Annotated in this window: 16 protein-coding genes; 12 read left to right on the forward strand and 4 right to left on the reverse strand. The window is 59.4% G+C overall.

Annotated features, from left to right (window positions below; translation table 11 throughout):
- Positions 1 to 53 precede the first annotated feature (53 nt).
- Positions 54 to 779, forward strand: coding sequence for an SDR family oxidoreductase (locus F617_RS0122990; protein ID WP_019566884.1), 726 nt, complete (start codon positions 54 to 56; stop codon positions 777 to 779).
- A 66-nt stretch (positions 780 to 845) separates the two neighbouring features.
- Here the strand turns inward: F617_RS0122990 and proP are convergent, their stop codons facing one another.
- Complete coding sequence (gene proP, locus F617_RS0122995; protein ID WP_019566885.1) at positions 846 to 2,366, reverse strand: glycine betaine/L-proline transporter ProP; 1,521 nt, start codon at positions 2,364 to 2,366, stop codon at positions 846 to 848.
- A gap of 185 nt (positions 2,367 to 2,551) precedes the next feature.
- Positions 2,552 to 2,848, reverse strand: a complete 297-nt coding sequence (locus F617_RS0123005) for a PRC-barrel domain-containing protein (protein WP_003518197.1) — start codon at positions 2,846 to 2,848, stop codon at positions 2,552 to 2,554.
- A gap of 215 nt (positions 2,849 to 3,063) precedes the next feature.
- Between F617_RS0123005 and F617_RS0123010 the strand changes: the two genes are divergently transcribed.
- From F617_RS0123010 to F617_RS0123025, 4 genes are all read left to right on the forward strand, one after another.
- A complete protein-coding gene (locus tag F617_RS0123010; RefSeq protein ID WP_019566887.1) occupies positions 3,064 to 3,903 on the forward strand; it encodes an inositol monophosphatase family protein in 840 nt (279 codons plus the stop codon).
- Positions 3,904 to 3,956: 53 nt separating this feature from the next.
- On the forward strand, positions 3,957 to 4,565 hold the full coding sequence (locus F617_RS0123015) for a dual specificity protein phosphatase (RefSeq protein ID WP_019566888.1): 609 nt from the start codon (positions 3,957 to 3,959) through the stop codon (positions 4,563 to 4,565).
- Positions 4,559 to 6,241, forward strand: coding sequence for a metallophosphoesterase (locus tag F617_RS0123020; RefSeq protein ID WP_019566889.1), 1,683 nt, complete (start codon positions 4,559 to 4,561; stop codon positions 6,239 to 6,241). Before F617_RS0123015 ends, F617_RS0123020 begins: the two co-directional genes overlap by 7 nt.
- Before the next feature lie 97 nt (positions 6,242 to 6,338).
- Positions 6,339 to 7,982, forward strand: coding sequence for a Na/Pi cotransporter family protein (locus F617_RS0123025; protein ID WP_019566890.1), 1,644 nt, complete (start codon positions 6,339 to 6,341; stop codon positions 7,980 to 7,982).
- A gap of 48 nt (positions 7,983 to 8,030) precedes the next feature.
- On the opposite strand, the gene F617_RS0123030 is transcribed toward F617_RS0123025, so the two are convergent.
- Positions 8,031 to 9,017, reverse strand: coding sequence for a LacI family DNA-binding transcriptional regulator (locus F617_RS0123030; RefSeq protein ID WP_003518188.1), 987 nt, complete (start codon positions 9,015 to 9,017; stop codon positions 8,031 to 8,033).
- Between the two features lie 518 nt (positions 9,018 to 9,535).
- On the opposite strand from F617_RS0123030, the gene F617_RS0123035 reads away from it, so the two are divergent.
- The 7 genes from F617_RS0123035 (at position 9,536) to F617_RS0123065 (ending at position 17,671) form a co-directional block, all read left to right on the forward strand.
- The gene (locus F617_RS0123035; protein ID WP_019566891.1) at positions 9,536 to 11,389 is read left to right on the forward strand and encodes an iron ABC transporter permease; all 1,854 of its coding nucleotides are present in this window, start codon (positions 9,536 to 9,538) and stop codon (positions 11,387 to 11,389) included.
- Complete coding sequence (locus F617_RS0123040) at positions 11,389 to 12,522, forward strand: ABC transporter ATP-binding protein (RefSeq protein WP_019566892.1); 1,134 nt, start codon at positions 11,389 to 11,391, stop codon at positions 12,520 to 12,522. Before F617_RS0123035 ends, F617_RS0123040 begins: the two co-directional genes overlap by 1 nt.
- Positions 12,523 to 12,566: 44 nt before the next feature.
- Positions 12,567 to 13,694, forward strand: coding sequence for an ABC transporter substrate-binding protein (locus F617_RS0123045; protein ID WP_019566893.1), 1,128 nt, complete (start codon positions 12,567 to 12,569; stop codon positions 13,692 to 13,694).
- 61 nt (positions 13,695 to 13,755) lie between these two features.
- The gene (locus tag F617_RS0123050; RefSeq protein WP_019566894.1) at positions 13,756 to 14,856 is read left to right on the forward strand and encodes an ABC transporter substrate-binding protein; all 1,101 of its coding nucleotides are present in this window, start codon (positions 13,756 to 13,758) and stop codon (positions 14,854 to 14,856) included.
- Positions 14,857 to 14,929: 73 nt separating this feature from the next.
- Positions 14,930 to 16,018, forward strand: a complete 1,089-nt coding sequence (locus F617_RS0123055) for an ABC transporter substrate-binding protein (protein ID WP_019566895.1) — start codon at positions 14,930 to 14,932, stop codon at positions 16,016 to 16,018.
- Positions 16,019 to 16,077: 59 nt separating this feature from the next.
- Positions 16,078 to 16,995: an inositol monophosphatase gene (locus F617_RS0123060; RefSeq protein WP_019566896.1), complete on the forward strand. Its 918-nt coding sequence runs from the start codon at positions 16,078 to 16,080 to the stop codon at positions 16,993 to 16,995.
- A gap of 49 nt (positions 16,996 to 17,044) precedes the next feature.
- The gene (locus F617_RS0123065) at positions 17,045 to 17,671 is read left to right on the forward strand and encodes a dual specificity protein phosphatase (protein ID WP_013762253.1); all 627 of its coding nucleotides are present in this window, start codon (positions 17,045 to 17,047) and stop codon (positions 17,669 to 17,671) included.
- 113 nt (positions 17,672 to 17,784) lie between these two features.
- Here F617_RS0123065 and F617_RS0123070 read toward each other — a convergent pair whose 3' ends face one another.
- Positions 17,785 to 19,344 (reverse strand): TerC family protein, encoded by a 1,560-nt coding sequence (locus tag F617_RS0123070; RefSeq protein WP_019566897.1) that lies wholly within the window; start codon positions 19,342 to 19,344, stop codon positions 17,785 to 17,787.
- Positions 19,345 to 19,546 lie beyond the last annotated feature (202 nt).

The raw sequence follows: 19,546 nt of genomic DNA on the forward strand, positions 1-19,546 counted from the left end.
CGCCACGCGCTTCCATCGTCCGGCCGTCTTGGCCGCAAAGTAAAGAGGACTCCATGCAGTTTTCCGGAAAATCCGTCATCATCACCGGCGCAGGCAAGGGCATCGGCCGTGCCTGCGCTATCCTGATGGCCGCGCGCGGTGCTGAGGTCGTGGCAATCAGCCGGACCCAGTCCGATCTCGACAGCCTGAAAAGCGAAATCGGCGGACGCTCGATCCGTGTCGATCTCGCAGATGTGGCGTCGACGCGGGCCGCGATGGTCGAGGCGGGTCCATGCGATTTTCTCATCAACAGCGCCGGCATCAACGTGCTCGAAAGCGTGCTTGATATGAGCGACGAAGGTTATGAGGCCGTGCTGGGCATCAATCTGCGTGCCGCGCTCGTCACCTGCCAGGAATTCGCCCGTGCCCGTGTCGCAAAGGGTGGCGGCGGCGCAATCGTCAACATCACGTCAATTGCCGGTCATCGCGGTTTTCAGGATCATCTCTGCTACGCGGCCTCGAAAGCGGGGCTTGAAGGCGCAACCCGCGTTCTTGCCAAGGAACTCGGGCCGCACGGCATCCGTGTCAACGCCGTGGCGCCGACCATCACGCTGACTGAACTGGCTGCCGAAGCATGGAACGATCCGGCCAAGAGCGCACCAATGATGGTTCGCCATCCGCTGCAGCGCTTTGCCGAGGCCGAAGACGTGGCACAGAGCATCGCACTGCTTCTGTCAGATGATAGCAGCATGATTTCCGGCGCGGTGTTGCCCATCGATGGCGGGTTCCTCGCAGTCTGACGTTCAAGGGATGCGCGGGGTGCAAATGCATCGCCGCGCATCCTCTTCCAGGACTGGATATCCCGCTCAGTTCAGATCCGGATGTCTGCCAACCAGCTGGTTGCGTTTTGCCTGAAGAATTTCCTTCTGTTCTTCAAGTTTGAGCAATTCGTCGTCTATCTCCTCGACGCTTTTCTCGATGTGCAGATATTGCTCTGCAAGAAGCGACTTCGCTTCCTTTCGGCTAGACGCATTCGGCGTGTCGCCATAAAGCGGCCGGTTGGCGGTTTCCTTGAGGAAAAATGTCGTCACAATGCCAAAGATGGCCGCGACCATGAGATAGTAAGCCGGCATATAGATATTTTCCGTTACCTCCACCAACCATGCGGTGAGTGTCGGCGTGAGCCCGGCAACGATGATCGAGATATTAAACGCGATAGCCAGCGCGCTGTAGCGGATGCGGGCCGGGAAAAGGGCCGGGAGGGTGGATGCCATGATCCCGATCAGGCAGTTAAGTGCGACCGCCAGGATGAGCAGGCCGAAGAAAATCTGAACAACCTGTCCGCTGGCGATGAGATGAAATGCCGGCAGTGAAAGAAACAGGATCGCCGTGCTGCCAACCGCCAGAAACGGCCTGCGTCCGATCCGGTCGCTCAAAAGCCCGATAGCGGGCTGGACGAACAGCATGCCAACCATAACCGCGATGATGATGAGGACGCCATGGTCCTCGCTGTAATTCAGCGTCTTCGACAGATATGTCGGCATGTAGGTGAGCAGCATGTAATAGGTGACGTTGGTCACGAGGACCATGCCTATGCATATTGCCAGCGAGCGGGAATGTTGGCTCACGATCTCGGCGATGGGAACCATGGGGCGCTCTTTCAGCGACTGCCGGTCTTCTTCTTCGGAGCGCTGCAGGCGTTCGGTGAAGGCTGGTGTTTCTTCTGCCGCGTGGCGCAGATAAAGCCCGATCAGCCCGAGGGGTGCCGCCAGAAAGAACGGAATGCGCCAGCCCCAGTCGAGGAACTTGGCTTCACCCATCGCGGTGCTGAGCAGCACGACGAGCCCCGCGCCAAGCACAAAGCCGGCGATGGAGCCGAAGTCGAGCCAGCTTCCAAGGTAACCGCGCTTCCGGTCAGGCGCGTATTCCGCCACGAAAATGGCCGCGCCGGTATATTCGCCGCCAACGGAAAACCCCTGGGCAAGCTTGCATAACAGCAACAGAATGGGTGCCCATATGCCGATGGTGGCATAACCGGGGATGAGGCCGATACAGAAGGTGCTCGCGGCCATGATGATGATTGTCAGGGAGAGGACTTTTTGACGCCCGAATTTGTCGCCCATGGCGCCAAAAAATACGCCCCCCAATGGGCGAATGAGGAAGGGGACGGAGAAGGTTGCGAGCGCCGCCACCGTTTGAACGGCGGGTGACGCGTCAGGGAAGAAGACCTTGCCGACGGCATAGGCGACGAAGCCGTATACCCCGAAGTCGAACCACTCCATCGCGTTACCGAGAGCGGCTGCCGTAACTGCTTTTTTGACCTTCTCGTCATCGATGACGGTGACGTCGTCGATGCTCAGCGGAGTGGCCTGTATCTGGTTGTTCAATCACTGTCCCCCTGAACTGCATTGCGCCCGAATTTTTTGAGCGCCATGAAAATGCTCGATACGCTTAAGCGTTCCATCGCTTGGCAGAACAATCGGGCCTTAGCTCATCTTATGGGGAGTATGGGCGGGGTCGCCCGACAGGAGAAAAAAGAACGCCCGGCTGGTAGCCGGGCGTTTTTTAAAGATTAGTGGTGATGCTCAGGCATTTCCTTGAGCTGATCCTTGGTCCACGAAGTAATCGCGTGGACATCGCCGTCTTCATCGCGCATGAAATCGAGATCGCTGAGCGGTACTGCGACGGGCTTTGCGCCGATGCCGAGAAAGCCGCCGACGTCGATGATCGCGGTGCTTGCCGCGCCGACGCCATGGACGTGATCGACCTTGCCGACCTTGTGGTCATCTGCGCCATAAACTGTTGCACCTTCCAGAACCGACGGGGTCAGTTCGGTTTCAACGAGGCGTACGTGATTGGCGTGATCCATTTTTCTTCCTCCTGCTTGGGTTGCGATATGGAAACTCCCGCAGTGCAAAACCGTTCCATCGCGTCTGGGGGATTTTGGGCTAAACCGGTTGTCTGAACGCCTAGGGGACTGGTATGAACTCCAGCGGACCGCCAGCCGCAAAATCACGCTTGAAAAGATTGAACACGTGTGCAATATGAACGCGTGTTCAATCTTTTGAGAGATGGTTATTTCGCATGGACCTGATGCCTTATCCGGATACGTTGGCAGCCCGTGCCGAACTGTGCCGTAGCGTTATTCTTTCCGCCGGGGAACTGGTGCTGAAAGGCTTTCAGGGCGAGGCGACACGCAGCTTCTCGATGAAGGGCCCCCAGGACTTTCTGACGGTGACGGATGCAGCCTCCGAAGCGCATATTCGCGGCGCGATCTCGGCCTGCTTTCCTAAGGACAGTTTTTTCGGCGAGGAGGGCGGCGGTGTGATCGGTGATCGCGTCTGGGTCGTTGATCCCGTGGACGGCACCGCAAATTTCGCCCGCGGCATTCCGCACTTCTGCATCTCCATCGCCTATGTCGAAAACGGGCAAACCGAAATCGGCGCTATCTATAATCCGGCTCTGAATGAACTTTATTTCGCCCGACGTGGTGAGGGGGCGACGCGTAACGGGCAGCCGATCCAGGTTGCGCAGACGGAACGTTTCGATGCGGCCTCAATCGAAATGGGCTGGTCGACCCGTATCGCGAATGCCACCTATCTTGATGTCGTCAAGAACCTGCTCGATATGGGCACCAATGTGCGCCGCGCCGGTTCCGGTGCGCTGGCGCTTGCCTATGTGGCCGATGGCCGCTCCGATGCCTATCTCGAATTGCACATGAATTCATGGGATTGTCTTGCGGGACTGCTACTCGTCAGCGAAGCTGGCGGCGACGTCTGCCCTTTCCTGGAGATCGGTAGTCTTGAAGATGGCGGGCCGGTGCTGGCCGCAGCCAGCGGTGTTGCAAGCGGCGTCAGCCGGGCATCGAAGATACCTTTGGCAGAGCGGCAGCCTTCGGATCGGCAGCGGGCCGTATCGGCCTGAGTTTAGACGAGCGCCCGTCCGTGAAGGGTGCTTGGTGCATGTGGAGGAATGAGATGGATGGACCCGTTTATGCCCGGCCTGCGATCAGCCTGATTGCGGAAGGGCTCGGCCCGCGTAACGTTGCGCTCTATATCGGCGGCAGCGATGGTGCGAGCGACCTTGGGCTCCTTCACCGGCACGGCATTACCACCGTCGTCAATTGCGCCGTCAATCTGGATATCAATCTCGTGCAGGCGTCGGCGGAAGATGGCGACAGGTGCGCGGTGGGGTATGGCGATATCCGTTATTATAAGCTCGGTCTTATCGACGGCGAAGGCAGTCCGGACACGATGATGCTGGGAGCCTATTATATTCTCGACGGCGCATTGCGGCAGACCATGCCGAAGCGCGAAACCTATCCGTTCCCCGATGGCGGCAATGTGCTCGTCAATTGCCGCAGCGGCCGCAGCCGCTCGGTATCGCTGGTCGCGCTTTTCCTGCACAAGCAGCAGCCGCATCTTTACCCTAACCTCGACGATGCACTGGCTGTGATCCGCACGAAGCGGGAATTGCGGCCGGACGAATGGTTCGAGACACCGAAACCGATGCTTTATGCTGCTGCCCGCCGCGCTTCCGACTGGATCGATATGGTCGAAGGCAGAAAGACTGTCCAACCATGCTGAAACGCACGCTTCCTTCCGTCGCCGTCATTGCCGACGCCCATTTCCATGACACGGCGGCCGATTTCGGTTTTCCCGGCATAGAGGTCGATGGAGAACGCATCACCATGCGTAGCTGGTCGGATACACGCGAATCCACCCGTGTTTTCAACGAAAGCGCCGATGCGCTGCATGCTGCACTCGAAGAAGTGCGGCAGCGGGGCATTCGCCATGTGGTGCTGCTTGGCGACTATACCGACGACGGCCAGCGCGCGACATCCGAAACGCTGAAGGGTATTCTGGAGCGTCATCGTGATACCCATGGCACTGCCTTTTATGCGCTGCCCGGCAACCACGATATTTTCGGTCCGCGTGGCCGACATCATACCAAGGAGTTTCTGACGGAGAACGGCAAATGCCTTTCCGTTTCAAGCGATGCGCGGCGGGCCGGTGATCGGGTGGTGATCAGCGACCGGATGTATTGCGAAGGCTACCCCGTTGGCCTTGGCCCGATGGCGGCTTTCGGATATTTCCGCCAGCCGAACTATCTGCATTGGGAAACACCGTTCGGGCTTTCCGATGCGACGGAAGATCGTCTCTACGAGGTGCTTTCCCCCGATGGCACCAATATCTACCGGCTGATGGACGCATCTTATCTGATTGAGCCGGAGCCGGGCCTCTGGCTGCTCATGATCGACGCCAATATTTTCGAACCGCTTGACGGCACTTACGAGACGGGTGAGGAAGCGGCTTTCACCGACAGTACCTCTGGCGGCTGGAATGCGCTTTTGCGCTGCAAGCCCTTCATCATCGACTGGATTGCCGATGTGCGCGAAAGAGCGCAGGCGCTCGGCAAGACTTTGCTCGGCTTTTCGCACTATCCGGCGCTCGATCCCTTCGATGGCGCAAGCGGTGCCGAAAGTGCGCTGTTCGGCGAAACCAACGTGGTGCGTCGCACGCCGCGCAAGGCGGTTGAGGATGCGCTGGTTGAGGCGGGGCTCCAAGTCCATTTCAGCGGACATCTGCATGTGGAAGGCGTAACCCGGCGTGGGGAAGGGGAAACCTCGCTCACCAATATCGCTGTGCCGTCTCTGGTTGCCTTTCCACCCGCCTTCAAGGTCGTTCATCCCCAGCAGCACGAGATTTCCGTCGAGACGGTGGAAATGGCCGCGCTGCCGATAAACCGCCGCATTTGCCGGGGGTATGCGCAGGAAATGGCACTTTCGGGCGAGGATGAGGACCGCGCATTTGCGGCCGGCAATTATGGTGATTTCCTGCTTGGCCACAAACGCGCGCTTATCAGGCATCGTTATTTCACCAAGGAGTGGCCAGCCGGGATCGTGTCGGCGATTGCGGATAAAACCACATCCGAGGTTATCGGCCTGCTTGGTGAAAAAAGCCTTGCCTTGCATGATGTCGGGCTTTCCTCCGATCTGCCGATGTTCGAGCTTATTGCTGACTGGTATTGCCTGCGTCAGGGCGCGGGTCTGGCGCTTGTCCATATCGCGCCTCAACGGCTTTCCCTTTACCGGATGCTGGCGGAGCGGTTCGGCCGTGAGCCCGATCACCACGACGGTTCGGTTAAGAGTTTTATCGAAATCTTCTTCGGTGCCCTTGGGCTGTTTCTCGACCGTGCCGAAGGCGGTTTGCGGAATCTGGAGCTCCGTCTCACACCGCAACTCCAATCCGTTGCGGTGTGATCCGTAGGTTTTTTCGACGCAATCCGCGATGTGAACGGGGTAGATCAACGCCCCCTCGGGAAAGAGTGGCGGCAAGCAGGACAGGCGAGGTGATCTATTGGAATCGGTCGTTGTCAGCATCAATCTGTTCGGCGCGGTGGCGCTGCTGCTTTTCGGCCTTGGGCAGATCAAGGACGGAATGTCGCGTGCCTTCGGTGCCAAGCTTCGCATCGGGCTTGCCGCCGGTACACGGGGTGGGTTTCGCTCCTTCATCGCCGGTCTCGTGGCGACGATCGCCCTGCAGAGTTCGACAGCCACGGCGCTGATGGTTGCCTCCTTCGTTGAAAAAGACTTGATCGCACCGGCGATGGCGCAAATCGTGCTGCTCGGCGCGAATGTGGGTACTGCGACGACCGCGTGGATTGTCGCACTCGGTCTGGGCTGGCTGTCGCCGATGCTGATCCTTGCCGGTGTCATCCTGTTGCGTGGAAAGTCGGTGCAGCGGCAGGGTGCGGGTGCTGCCCTTGCCGGTGTCGGCCTGATGCTGCTTTCCCTGCATCTTCTTTCTGCGGCGACGGATCCGATCCGGCAGTCGCCGGCGCTTAACCTCTTCATTTCCATGCTCGGCAATGCCTGGCCGGTCGCGTTGATCTTTTCCGCGGTGCTGGCCGTGCTGGCATCATCGAGCCTTGCCATCGTCGTCCTCATCCTGTCACTTGCGGCAAGCGGCGGCATTGAAACAAGCCTCGTTATCGTGCTGGTACTCGGCGCCAATCTCGGCGGCGCGGTTCCGCCGGTGCTGGCGACGTTGAAGGCACCTGTCGCGGCGCGCCGGGTGGCGCTTGGCAACCTCATCGTCCGGACCACCGGCTGTGTCGCAGCCCTGCCTCTTGCCGGGTACGGCGCGGCACTGCTCGACATGTCGCCTTTCTCGCACGCCAATCTAGCGGTCGATGCGCATCTCCTTTTCAATCTTGCTGTTGCCGCGATCGCATGGCCGCTATCGCCGTTGTTGCTGCGGATGACGACCGCGCTGCTGCCGGAAAAAGAGGGAACCGAAAGCCGCCGCAGCTATCTCGACAGTCATGATCTGGGTCAACCGGTTGCGGCGCTTGCCGGCGCAAGCCGCGAAGTCATGCTGGTTGGTGACCTGATCGAGCGCATGCTGCGTCAGGCGAATGACGCCATGCGCGACAGCGATCTTTCCAAACTCAATGATATCAGTATGCTGGAAGGCCGGGTCGATAGTATCCAGCATGCCATCAAGGTCTATGTCTCGAAGGTGGGCCAGGACGGTTTGTGCCAGAAGGATCAGCGACGTGCGATGGATATCGTTGAATATGCCATCAATCTCGAACATATCGGCGATATCATCGAGAAGGGCATCCGCCCGGAAATCGCCAAGAAGATCAATCTTGGTCTCAGGTTTTCCGATGATGGCAAAAGCGAGCTGGAACGTCTATTCTCCATCACGCTCGACAATATCCGCATGGCGCAATCCGTTTTCGCCACCCGCAATGCCGACCTTGCCCGTCGGCTGGTGGAGGTGAAGGAAGACGTGCGCCGGCTGGAAAAACAGTCATCGGAGCGACATCTCCAGCGCCTGCGCGACGGCCTGACCGACAGCATCCAGACAAGCTCAGTGCATCTCGACATGCTGCGCGATCTGAAGCGCATCAACGCCCATATCGCCGCCGTCGCACATCCGATCCTCGATGAAAGCGGTCTCCTGATCGAAAGCCGGATCAAGCAGGCGGGTTGAAGCCATGCCAGTAAAACGGCGCTGTGGTTTTTGCCCAGGAGTGCTCTTCTAGCGCGCGGTGATCCTTTCGACCATCTCAACGGGCACGACCTGAAGCCGGGTCTCGGGCTCGTCGCTGTCGAGGGCGGTCAGGACCTTCTCGGTCAGCGCGTCAAAGGATTGGGCAACGGTCGTCAGCTGATAGCTTTTCCAGCCCGCCTGCGGAATATCGTCGAAACCGACAATCGACAGGTCTTCAGGAATTCGGCGGCCCATCTCTAGCCTTGCTGCATCCATGAAGCCAAGTGCCAGCAGATCAGTCACGCAGAAGGCGCCGTCTATTGTCTTGTCCGTCAGCAACTCGCAGCCTGCCTGATAGCCGCTGTCATAACTCGTCGGACCGCCCGACCATGGAACGACCTCGATACCCTCGATGCTCATGCGCTGGGTGAAAGCGCCGGCGCGGCGCAGCTGTGCCGGTGTCTGGCTGCCGCTGGAAACGACCGCGACCTTCCGGCATTTTGCCGCCACAAGCCGCATGGCGGCGAGATCGGCGCCGTGGGAATCGTCGCTCAGCACCATGTTCGTATCGGTCCGGTCGAGGCGCTGGTTGATGAGGATGAGGCGCACGCCATTGGCAATGCATTCGTCGACGATAGATGCTGGCGGCTCGCCGGAGAGTACGACGATGGCCTGGGCGCGAAACTCGAAAAGCAGTTCGATCAGCGGCGCGATATCCTTGCGTGCATCGGCCGCATTCAGCAGCAGGCATTGCAAGCCGCGACGCAGAAGGCCGATGCTAAGGAGGTCGAGCTGTTTTGAAATAAACGGCGAGCTGAGATTGGCACCGACCACCCCGATGAGATTGGATCGGTCATTATTGAGGCCCTGGGCCAGACGGTTGACGCGGTAGCCAAGCTCATGCGCGGCTTTCAGCACCTTGCGCCGGACGGCCTTCGATACGCTGCCGCCGGGGGTGAATGTGCGCGAGACGGCGGAGCGCGAGACACCAGCCTTTTTCGCCACCTCTTCGGCCGTCACGAACCCTCTCGCCATTCAACTTCCCCGTTGCAAAACCTCATGTCTGATATCACAGGCCATAAGGGTCGACTATTCCAATCGAAATATTTCAGGTGCGAAGCGCTTTTGCTGATGGAAGGCGGTTCTCGCTTTCGCCGGCAAATATATCGTCCTTTCCATTTTCATTCTGCGGGAAAAAATGACTGCTTGTGCGTCGATAAAAAAATTTGCAAAACACGTTAAATAAAACCGTTTAAAAACAATGGCATATATCAATGATCACGTGTGCATTTTTTCGTTGACAAACTGCCGTTTAGGATGGATCATGCATTCCAAGGTTAAGCGCTATATGGAATATTTATTCCACGTTTTGCTTGCCGGCGATGTTTCCGGGAGGAGCTGGATCATCGTTGCTCGCGGGCCTGATGTGCCCGCTGCTGAAGCATTGACGCATTGCTCATGTTCGACGCACGCGCCGCCTGTTCCGCAGGTTGCGCGCAGGCAGATGCTTGCCGGCGTGTCGGAGCAATGTTGCGGCCATATGGGGAGGAATAATGGCTCTTTTAAGCGAATCAACGAAGGCGGAGGCACTGGGGCGTCCCCCGGCGACCGCGCCTTCGGCATGGCAGGCCTGGCGATATCGCCTCAAGGTCGCGCTCAGGGAGCCGACGACGCTCATCGGCGTGCTAACGGCGTTACTTTTCACCTATCTGATCGTCGTTCCGATCATCTCTATCGTTCTGGATGCCGTCCGTGTCCAGTTCGGCCACGAACGGCGTCTTGGCAAGGATGTCGGTGACCTCACGCTCTATTATCTCGACAGGGCGTTCTTCTCGCCCGTCGCAACGGATCTTTTCTGGCATCCGCTCTTCAACACGCTCACCGTCGCTTTGGGGGCGATTGCGCTTTCGCTTGTTATCGGCACGGTGCTTGCCTGGCTTATCAGCCGCACGGACATGTTCGGTCGCCGCTGGTTCGCGACCGCGCTGATCGTGCCCTACATGCTGCCCGCATGGACCTTCGCTCTCGCCTGGACGACGCTGTTCAAGAACCGCACCGTTGGCGGCCAACCCGGCTGGTTCGAGGCGATGGGCCTGACACCGCCGGACTGGGTGGCCTATGGGCGCTTCCCGATCACCATCATCCTTGCCCTGCATTACACACCTTTCGTTATCCTGCTGTTCGGCTCGGCGCTGCGCCGCTTCGACTCGCAGCTGGAGGATTCGGCCCGCATTCTCGGCGCTCATCGTTATCAGGTGGCTTTGCAGGTCATCCTGCCCTTGATGCGCCCGGCGCTGCTCTCTTCCATGGTGCTGATCTTTGCAAAGTGCCTTGGCGAATTCGGCGTACCCTATGTTCTCGGGCTTCCCGTGAAGTTCGAAGTCCTCTCGACATCGCTGTTCCGCAGCATCGCCTCGCGCCAGACCGGTGTTGCCGGCGTCGTTGCGGCCTCGATCATGCTCATCGGCATCATCACGCTGATGATCGATGCCCGCCTGGTTCGCGAAGCCCGCCGTTTCGTGACGATCGGCTCGAAGGGGTCGATGAACCGGCAAAGCCGCCTCGGCAAAATGCGTCTTCCGGCAACGGGCTTTGCGGCCGCTGTCTTCATTCTCAGCGTCGGCCTGCCTTTGCTCACCCTCGCTCTCTCGACCGTCATGAAGATGCCGGCCAAATTCACGTTCGACAATTTCACGCTCGATTACTGGATCGGCAGCAATCTCAACACGGTGGCCTTGCAGACCGGCGTTCTTTTAAGCCCCGATCTATGGGCAGCCGCGAAGAACACGATGATGATCGTTGGTCTTGCCTCGCTCGCATCTGGCGTCCTCGGCCTTCTGGTCGGGTATGTCGTCATCCGCACGCCGGTGCGCGCCCTGTCGGTCTATCTGCGTCAAGTCACGTTCCTGCCCTATCTTGTGCCCGGCATCGCCTTTGCCGCCGCCTATCTCTCGCTGTTTGCGGTTCCGCGAGGGCCGATGCCGGCGCTCTACGGCACGGTGACGATCCTTATCCTCGCACTGATTGCCGACCAGATGCCCTATGCCTCGCGCGCCGGTATCTCGGCCATGACACAGCTTGGAAAGGACCCGGAAGAGGCAGCACAGATCGCCGGTGCCGGTTGGTTCCGCCGCATGGTCTCGATCGTCATCCCCATCCAGAAGGGATCGCTGGTGACGGGGGTTCTCCTGCCCTTCATCTCGGGCATCAAGGGCTTGAGCCTGTTCGTGATCCTCGCGGTGCCGAGCACGGATGTTCTGACCACCTATTCGCTGCGGCTGGTCGACTACCACTATACGCAGGCCGCAAACGCCGTGGTGCTGATCATCGCTGGCATTGCCTATTTCGGTACCCTGTTGGCCCAGAAGCTGACCCGCACAAATCTTGCAGAAGGACTTGGAAGCTGATGCCTACCATCAACCTGCGCGGGGCGCAGAAGAACTACGGCGTGAATTCCGCAAATGCGGTTTCCGATCTCGATCTCGAAATCCGCGACGGCGAATTCATGTGCCTGCTTGGCCCTTCCGGCTGCGGCAAGACCACGACGCTGCGCATGATCGCGGGTCTTGAAAACCTCTCCGGCGGTGAAATCCGTGTCGGCGACAGGGTAATAGATTCCGTCAATGACGGCATATTCGTGCCGCCGGAAAAGCGCGAAATGGGGCTCGTCTTCCAGAGCTACGCGCTCTGGCCACATCTGACCATCGAGCGCAACACCGATTTCGGCCTGCGCCTGCGCAAGCTGCCGAAAGCCGAGCGGGAGGCACGCGTCGAGCGCGTCATGCAGGCGCTCGACATTGCCAAGTACCGCGACCGTTATCCGTCACAGCTTTCCGGTGGGCAGCAGCAGCGTGTGGCGCTGGCCCGCATGCTTGCCGTCAATCCCGGTGTGCTGCTTCTGGATGAGCCGCTGTCCAACCTCGATGCACGGCTGCGGCTGGAAATGCGCGCCGAGCTGAAGCGGCTGCACAAGGAGTTCAAGACCACCATCGTCTTCGTGACGCATGACCAGTGGGAGGCAATGACACTTGCAACGACAATCGCCGTCATGAACGAGGGCACGCTCCAGCAGATGGGTACGCCGAACGATATCTACGACCGTCCGGCCAACCGCTTCGTCGCCGAATTTGTCGGCAGTCCGCCGATCAATATTCTGACCTTCGGCCAGCCCGGCGTGTCTGATATCGCCGACAATGCGGAGGCTTATTTCGCAACGCGCTATCCGCAGTTGCGCGGCATCGCCTCGGTCGGCATGCGGCCAGAGGCGATGGGTTACACGGCAAGGTCTGACGATGTACCGCAGGGCAGCCTCTTCGGTGAAATGACGGTGACCGGCGTGCTTCCGACGGGCGGCAGCTGGATTCTCGAATTGAGGAGCGAGAACCACACGCTGTTCCTGACCACCCATGCCCTGCCGCGCGTCGATAGTGGCGACCGTGTGTTTTTCCACGTGCCTCCCGACGCCCTGCATGTGTTCGACGCAAAAGGGCAACGGATTACCGAAGCGGACGCCGTGCTGAGGAGCAGTAGCTACAACTGACAACGACGAAAAGACTGACAATCGCTTGCTGAAGGAGGAGCAGTATGAAGCGGAAAATGACGGGCGGCCTTAGCCGTCTCCTGTGTGCAACGGCAATTCTGGCAACGTTTGGCGGCGTGGCGAAGGCGGGGGAGCCTTTCGACCTCAACGCCCTGATCGAGGCTGCCAAAAAGGAAAAGCCGATCACCGTCTATGACAGCACCGGCAAGATCGTGGAAATGGCGAAGAATTTCGCCAAGAAGTATGGCGTGGGCGCGGAGGGTGCGAAGGTAAAGGCAACAGCGCAGCTGGAGATGGTCATCCGCGAGGCGCGGGCCAACAATATTCAGGGTGACGTCTCGATCATCAGCGATGCCCCGGCGGCGATGGCACAGCTTATTCCAATGGGCTTTGTCGAAAGCTGGTTGCCGCCGGATCTCGCTGGCAATATTCCGCCAGAATATCAGGATCCGCTGACCGTCGTCACCAGCGCCAATGTCTGGGCCTACAATACCGAGCTTTTCGACAAATGCCCCGTTTCCAATATCTGGGAACTGACCGACCCGAAGTGGAAGGGCAAGGTGGCGATGCAGGATCCGCTCGGCAAGGCATCCTATGTCGACTGGTTCAACCAGATGGCTAAGCATGGCGATGGGGAGGTGAAGGCGGCCTATAAGGCGCTTTACGGCAAGGACCTCGAGACCGCAGAGTCAAGCGCGACAGCGGCCTGGGTCAAGGCACTTGCCGCCAACGCGCCGCTGCTGACCGATGCCGATGCAGCGGCGGCGGAAGCCGTTGGCACGCCTGGCCAGAAGCAGCCCTTCATGGGCCTCATCAGCTCGGCGAAGTTTCGCGATAATGCCGACAAGGGCATGAAACTCGGCCTCTGCAAGGAGCTGAAGCCGTGGATCGGCTGGCTTTATCCAGGTGTCGGCCTGATCACCAAGGGTACGGATAGCCCCAATGCTGCAAAGCTCTTCATTCACTACGTCATGACCGCTGAGGGCATCGCGCCGCAGGCGATCGACGGGAAGATGTCCACCAACAAAGACGTGAAACTGCCCGCCGACGAACCTTCGGGTATCGGCGCCGTGCTCGACCGCGTTCTGCCCTACAGCATGGCCACCAGCCTGGAAGACTGGGATGCGCGCGAAACCTGGCAGGACTTCTGGCGCGTGAATTACAAGAAATAACGGGGGGACCGACACAGTGAATATCATGACCAAGAACCGATATGGTGGCGAGCGGCGGCGGATGGCGGCTTCAGCCCTTTCCCTCATCTTCTCGCTGGTGCTTGGCGGTGCTGCCCACGCGCAGGACGCCTTTAATCTCGATGCGCTCATCGACGCCGCGAAGAAGGAAAAACCGATCACCGTTTATGCGGTGACCGGCAAGATCGTCGACACCGCACAGGCCTTCACCGCCAAATATGGCGTGCAGGCAAGCGGCAAGAAAGTGAACGAGGCAACTCAGGTCGAGTTGATGATCCGCGAACACCGCGCCAGCAATGTCGTCGGCGATGTCAGCGTCGCAACGGATGTCGCCTCCGCCATGGGGGAACTTCTGCCGGAAGGCATTGCCACCAGCTGGTCGCCACCGGATATGGAGAGCGATATTCCGCAAAAGCTGCGCGATCCGCTCGTGGTCGTTTCGGATCCGCATGTGTGGACCTACAATACCGAGAAATACGACAAATGCCCGGTCACCAACATCTGGCAGCTGACGGAGCCGCGTTGGAAGGGCAAGCTTGCCATGCTCGATCTCTTCGACAAGCCGCTTTATGCCGACTGGTTCAACCAGATCGAAACCCATCATGATGCCGATGTCGCCAAGGCCTATGAGGAGCTCTACGGCAAGAAGCTGGAAACGGGCGAAAAAAGCGCGACGGCTGCCTGGGTGAAGGCCTTTGCCGAGAACGCTCCCCTGCTGACGGACTCGAGCACGGTTGCCGATGCGGCGGGCGCTCCGGGACAGACCGATCCCTTTTTCGTCATCACCTCGGCGGCGAAATACCGCGATAATGAGGCCAAGGGGCTGAAGCTCGGTCTTTGCAGTGGCGTCAAACCGTTTTCCGGGTTCCTCTATCCCGGCTTCGGCCTGATTGCCGGGCAGACCAAAAGCCCGAATGCTGCAAAGCTCTTCCTTCACTATCTGATGACGGAAGAGGGCATCTCGCCGCAGACGGTCGATGGCAAAATCTCCGGCAACACGAAAATCGGTCTGCCGGCGGACGAACCATCGCGGGTAGCCGATCATCTCGACGAGTTGATGGCCTTTGATGCCGCAACGGCGGCCGACGACCTCGACAAGCGCGAAGGCTGGCAGGATTTCTGGCGTGTGAACTACAAAAAATAACGGCAGGGCAGGCGCGAGCCTGCCTTGCCTTTTCCTTGGGAGGGGAACGATGAGAAGAAGCAGATTTTTACCGATGACGGCGATAGCCATCGCCGTTGCAGGCTTATCCGCAATGGGGGCTGCAGCCGAAGAAACCTTCGATCTCGATGCGATCTTGGCGGCGGCGAAGCAGGAAAAGCCGATCAATATCTACGACAGCACCGGCAAGATCGTGGAGATGGCCGACAAGTTCAGCGCCAAATACGGGTTAAAGGCGACAGGCGTGAAGGTTTCCGCCAACAGCCAGCTGGAAATGATCATCCGCGAAAGCCAGTCCGGCAATGTGCAGGGCGACGTGGTGCTGATCACCGATGCGCCATCGGCGCTCGCGCAGCTTCTGCCAGCGGGTTTTGTCGAGAATTACCTGCCGGGCGACATGGTTGCGAAAATCCCGGCCCAGTTCCAGAACCCGCTGGCAATCTCCACCAACGCCAATGTCTGGGCTTACAATACGGAAGCCTATGATAAATGCCCGGTGACCAACATCTGGGAACTGACCGAGCCGAAATGGAAAGGCAAGGTCGCCATGGTCGATCCTTTGAGCAAGAGCACCTATACGGACTGGTTCAACCAGCTCGAAGCCCACGGCAACGAGAAGGTGGCGGCCGCCTACAAGGCCCATTTTGGCAGGGATATCGAAAAGGATGCGGCCGCAGCCTGGATCAAGGCGCTGGCGCAGAACGGCCCGCTTGCCACCGATGGCGATGACCCTGTGGCAGAGGCCGTCGGCGCACCCCGCCAGAAGCAGCCCTTCTTCGGCCTGCTCAGCTCTGCCAAGTTCCGCGACAATGCCGACAAGGGCTACAAGCTCGGCCTCTGCACTGGTCTCGATCCCTGGGTCGGCTGGACCTACATCAAGCTTGGGCTCATCGCCTCCAAGACCAAAAGTCCGAACATGGCGAAACTCTTCGTCCACTACATACTGACGGAAGAGGGCATCGCACCGCAGATGAAGGACGGCAAGCTGCCGACCAATATCGACATCAAGATGCCGGCTGACGAGCCGTCGGGGCTGATGAAGGTTGCCGACAGGCTGATGGGTTACGAGTCCGCCACCGGCCTCAACGATTTCGATCGTCGCGAGGAATGGCAGGATGTCTGGCGCGTCAACTACAGGAAATAATCCAGGCTGGCGCGGTCCTGCCGCGCCGGTCCCTCCTTTGCGAAAAAAATAGACTGGATATGCCGATGCAAAGCCCTTCTTCGACTGAAAACAAATCTGGAAATGAGGAGGCGCTTTCCCGCTCGGTGCGGCTGATGAAAATCGCCGAAGCGGCGGCGCGTGCCGTGCGCGATCCGCTGCTGGTGGCATTCCGCTCTGATATGGCGGTGGATTACAAGGTCGATCTCCACGACATCGTCACCATTCACGACAAACGCGCCGAAGCCGCGATCCGCGCCGTCATTCTCGAACGGGAGCCGAATTCGGCGATCATGGGCGAAGAGGGTGGCCAGATCGGCAACGGCGAGGTGCAATGGTATGTCGATCCGATTGACGGCACGGCGAATTTTGCCCGTGGCCTTGCCTTCTGGTGCGTATCGATTGCCGCCGTCATCGGTGGGAAAGCCGTTGCCGGCGTGGTGTACGACCCCGTGACTGACCAGATGTTTTCCGCCGACCTCGAGGCTTCTTATCTCAACGGCGACAGGCTGCGCTCCCGCAGCGTCGCAGATGAAACCCGGGCGACGCTTATCACGGGCTATCCGGTCTCGCGCGATTTCCGGCTGGATGGGCGGGATGCGGCGCTTTCCAATTTCGGTGCGCTTGTCGAGACCTTCTCGACGCTGCGCCGGCCCGGCAGCGCTGCCCTCAGCATCGCGCATGTGGCGGCAGGCTGGACAGATGCTGCTGCGGGCTTCGGCGTCAACGCCTGGGATGTGGCAGCAGCCATCCTCATTCTCAAGAATGCCGGGGGAACATACGAGCCGCTGACCTTGGGGAAGGTGGCGGAGGGGTCGGCCGATTTTCTCTGCCCCGGCTATATCGCCACGGGCGAGGGGGCGAATTACCAGACATTGCAGCGGGTGGCGCGATCCATATCCGCAAGCCGCATAGCCAGGGCAGCGATCCCGCCAAGCCAGACGGCTGCAAACGCCTGAACAAGCAAGGACATGACGGCCGCCACATCGGCGCCGATGGAGACAAGACATGCCGCAACCGGAAAAGACCCTATCCCGCGAACAGGAAACCGGCGAATTGCCGAAGCTCAGCCGCATCTATGAACGGCATCCGCTTTATGGCGTCGATCTCTTCATTTCAGGTAAGGAAGGGGCCAGCGATCTGAAGCTTCTGCGTGAAAACGGCATCACCACCGTCGTCAATTGCGCCGTCAATCTCGACTTCAACTTCGTGGAGCAGCCGCAGATCGTTTCCGATCATGAAGGCAGCGTCTATGGACCCGGCGAAATACGTTATTACAAGATCGGCCTGATCGACGGCGATGGAAATCCCGATACCCAGATGGTTGCGGCCCATTACATCCTGCGGGCGGCGCTCGAACAGATACTGCCCGACAAGCCGTCCTATCCCCGGCGCGAGCGCGGCAGCGTGTTGATCAATTGCCGCGGCGGCCGCTCGCGTTCCGTCGCCGTTGTTGCGCTCTTTCTGCATATGACGTTGCCGGTGGAATTCCCGACGCTCGACGATGCCATCAGCTTCGTACGCGTGAAGCGTGAGCTGCCTGAAAACGAATGGTACAAGGCGCCGAAACCGGTGCTTGCGGAAGCAGCCCGCCGCGCCGCCGGCTGGATTACCACGATCGATGCCGCCCACTAGAGCGGAGGACGGTTTTCACCGGTCGGCCGCTTGCTTGGTGACGCAAATGTGGAGACGGGCCGTGGCTTGCACGTCACGTCGCCATTTCGAAACGGGTTCGGGATTTTTCCAGCTCACGCCTCGGGAAGCGTGGTGTTCCAGACCCGGACCTTTTCAATGTTTCTGTCCGAGCAGGAAACGATCTCGAACTCGAACCCGTCGCCGGAAACACGTTCGCCGATCTCGGGAAGGCGATTGAGGCGCCAGAGGATGTAGCCGGCGACGGTGGAGTAACGATCGTCCTCGTCCACCAGATCGATATCCAGCAGATAGGATACCCGTCTCACGTCGACAGCGCCGTCCAGCAGCCAGGAACCGTCCTCTGCCCGTTCCGAAATCTGCGATTCCTCGCCCTCATCCGGAAATTCGCCGGCGATAGCCTCGAGAATGTCGGTAGGCGTCGTTATTCCCTGAAGCGTGCCGTATTCGTCGACGATGACGGCCATCTGGAGCGGGGATTTGCGCAGCTGCTCCATGACCTGCAACGCGGTGGCGCTTTCATGCACGACGAGGGGTTGGCGCAGCGAGCGCTCTAGGTTCAATTTGCCGTCATGCAGAAGATCGCGCAGCAAGTCCCTTGTTGCGGCGACACCGAGGAACGAATCCAGCTTGCCCTGCGCGAGCATCAGGCGGGAATGGTCGAGTTCCAGCAGGCGGTTCCTTAGCGTATCGTGGTCGGCGTCGACATCGAGCCAGTCGATTTCCGTCCGTGGCGTCATGATTGATACTACCGGGCGCTCGGCAAGCGTAAGGACACCGCGGATCATGTCCTTTTCCTCGGATTTGAACAGGTCGCTTCGTGCCGCCTGTGCCGCGATGACGTCGGCTGTCTCGCCAAGGGACTGTTCTTCGCCGACACGGCCGCCCAGAAGCCGCAGAATGGCGTCGGACGTCCGCTCACGCATATCACCGGCGGTGATACGTCTTTCGCGATTGCGCCTGCCAATCTGGTTTGCCGCCTCGATGAGCACGGAAAAGCCGATTGCGGCATAGAGGTAACCCTTGGGAAGGTGGAAGCCGAAGCCTTCGACGATCAGGCTGAAGCCGATCATCAACAAGAAGCCGAGGCAGAGAATGACCACGGTGGGGTGTTTCGACACGAAGCTCATCAGCGGCTTCGATGCTGCCATCATCACGGCCATGGCCACGCAGACGGCGGTAATCATCACCCAGAGATTGTTGACCATGCCGACGGCGGTGATGACGCTGTCGAGCGAGAACACGGCATCAAGCACGACGATCTGCACGATCACCTGCCAGAAGACGGCATGGACGACCTTGCCCTGTTTTGGCTTATGCGCGCCCTCCAGCCGTTCGTGCAGTTCCATCGTTCCCTTGGCGAGCAGGAACGCACCACCGAGAATGAGGATGAGGTCGCGCCCGGAGAAGGAGAAGTCCGCGACCTGAAATAGCGGCCGCGTCAACGTCACGATCCATGAAATCGAAAACAGCAGCAGAATGCGCATGACAAGCGCCAGCGACAGACCGACGATCCGCGCCTTGTGGCGTTGATGCGGCGGCAGCTTGTCGGCGAGGATCGCGATGAAAACGAGGTTGTCGATACCGAGGACGACTTCGAGGACGATAAGGGTAACGAGGCCGATCCAGATATTTGGATCTGCGAGGAATTCCATGGTCAGGGGCCTTTATGGGAACGGGCGCGAACGCAAAAAGCCCCGGACTGAACATCCGAGGTTGAAACCCGTTTCGTTGAAGAAAACAAGAAAGGACGAGGCTGGCTTCGCTTTACGCAAGCCAGCCTCGTTCGGTGTCGACTATCGTCGGTACTGTCGCCTTCGTCAGGCATATCGCGGAATTATCCCACTATCAGTCAAT

The sequence above is a fragment of the Agrobacterium sp. 10MFCol1.1 genome (assembly GCF_000381165.1).
Classification (GTDB): domain Bacteria; phylum Pseudomonadota; class Alphaproteobacteria; order Rhizobiales; family Rhizobiaceae; genus Agrobacterium; species Agrobacterium tumefaciens.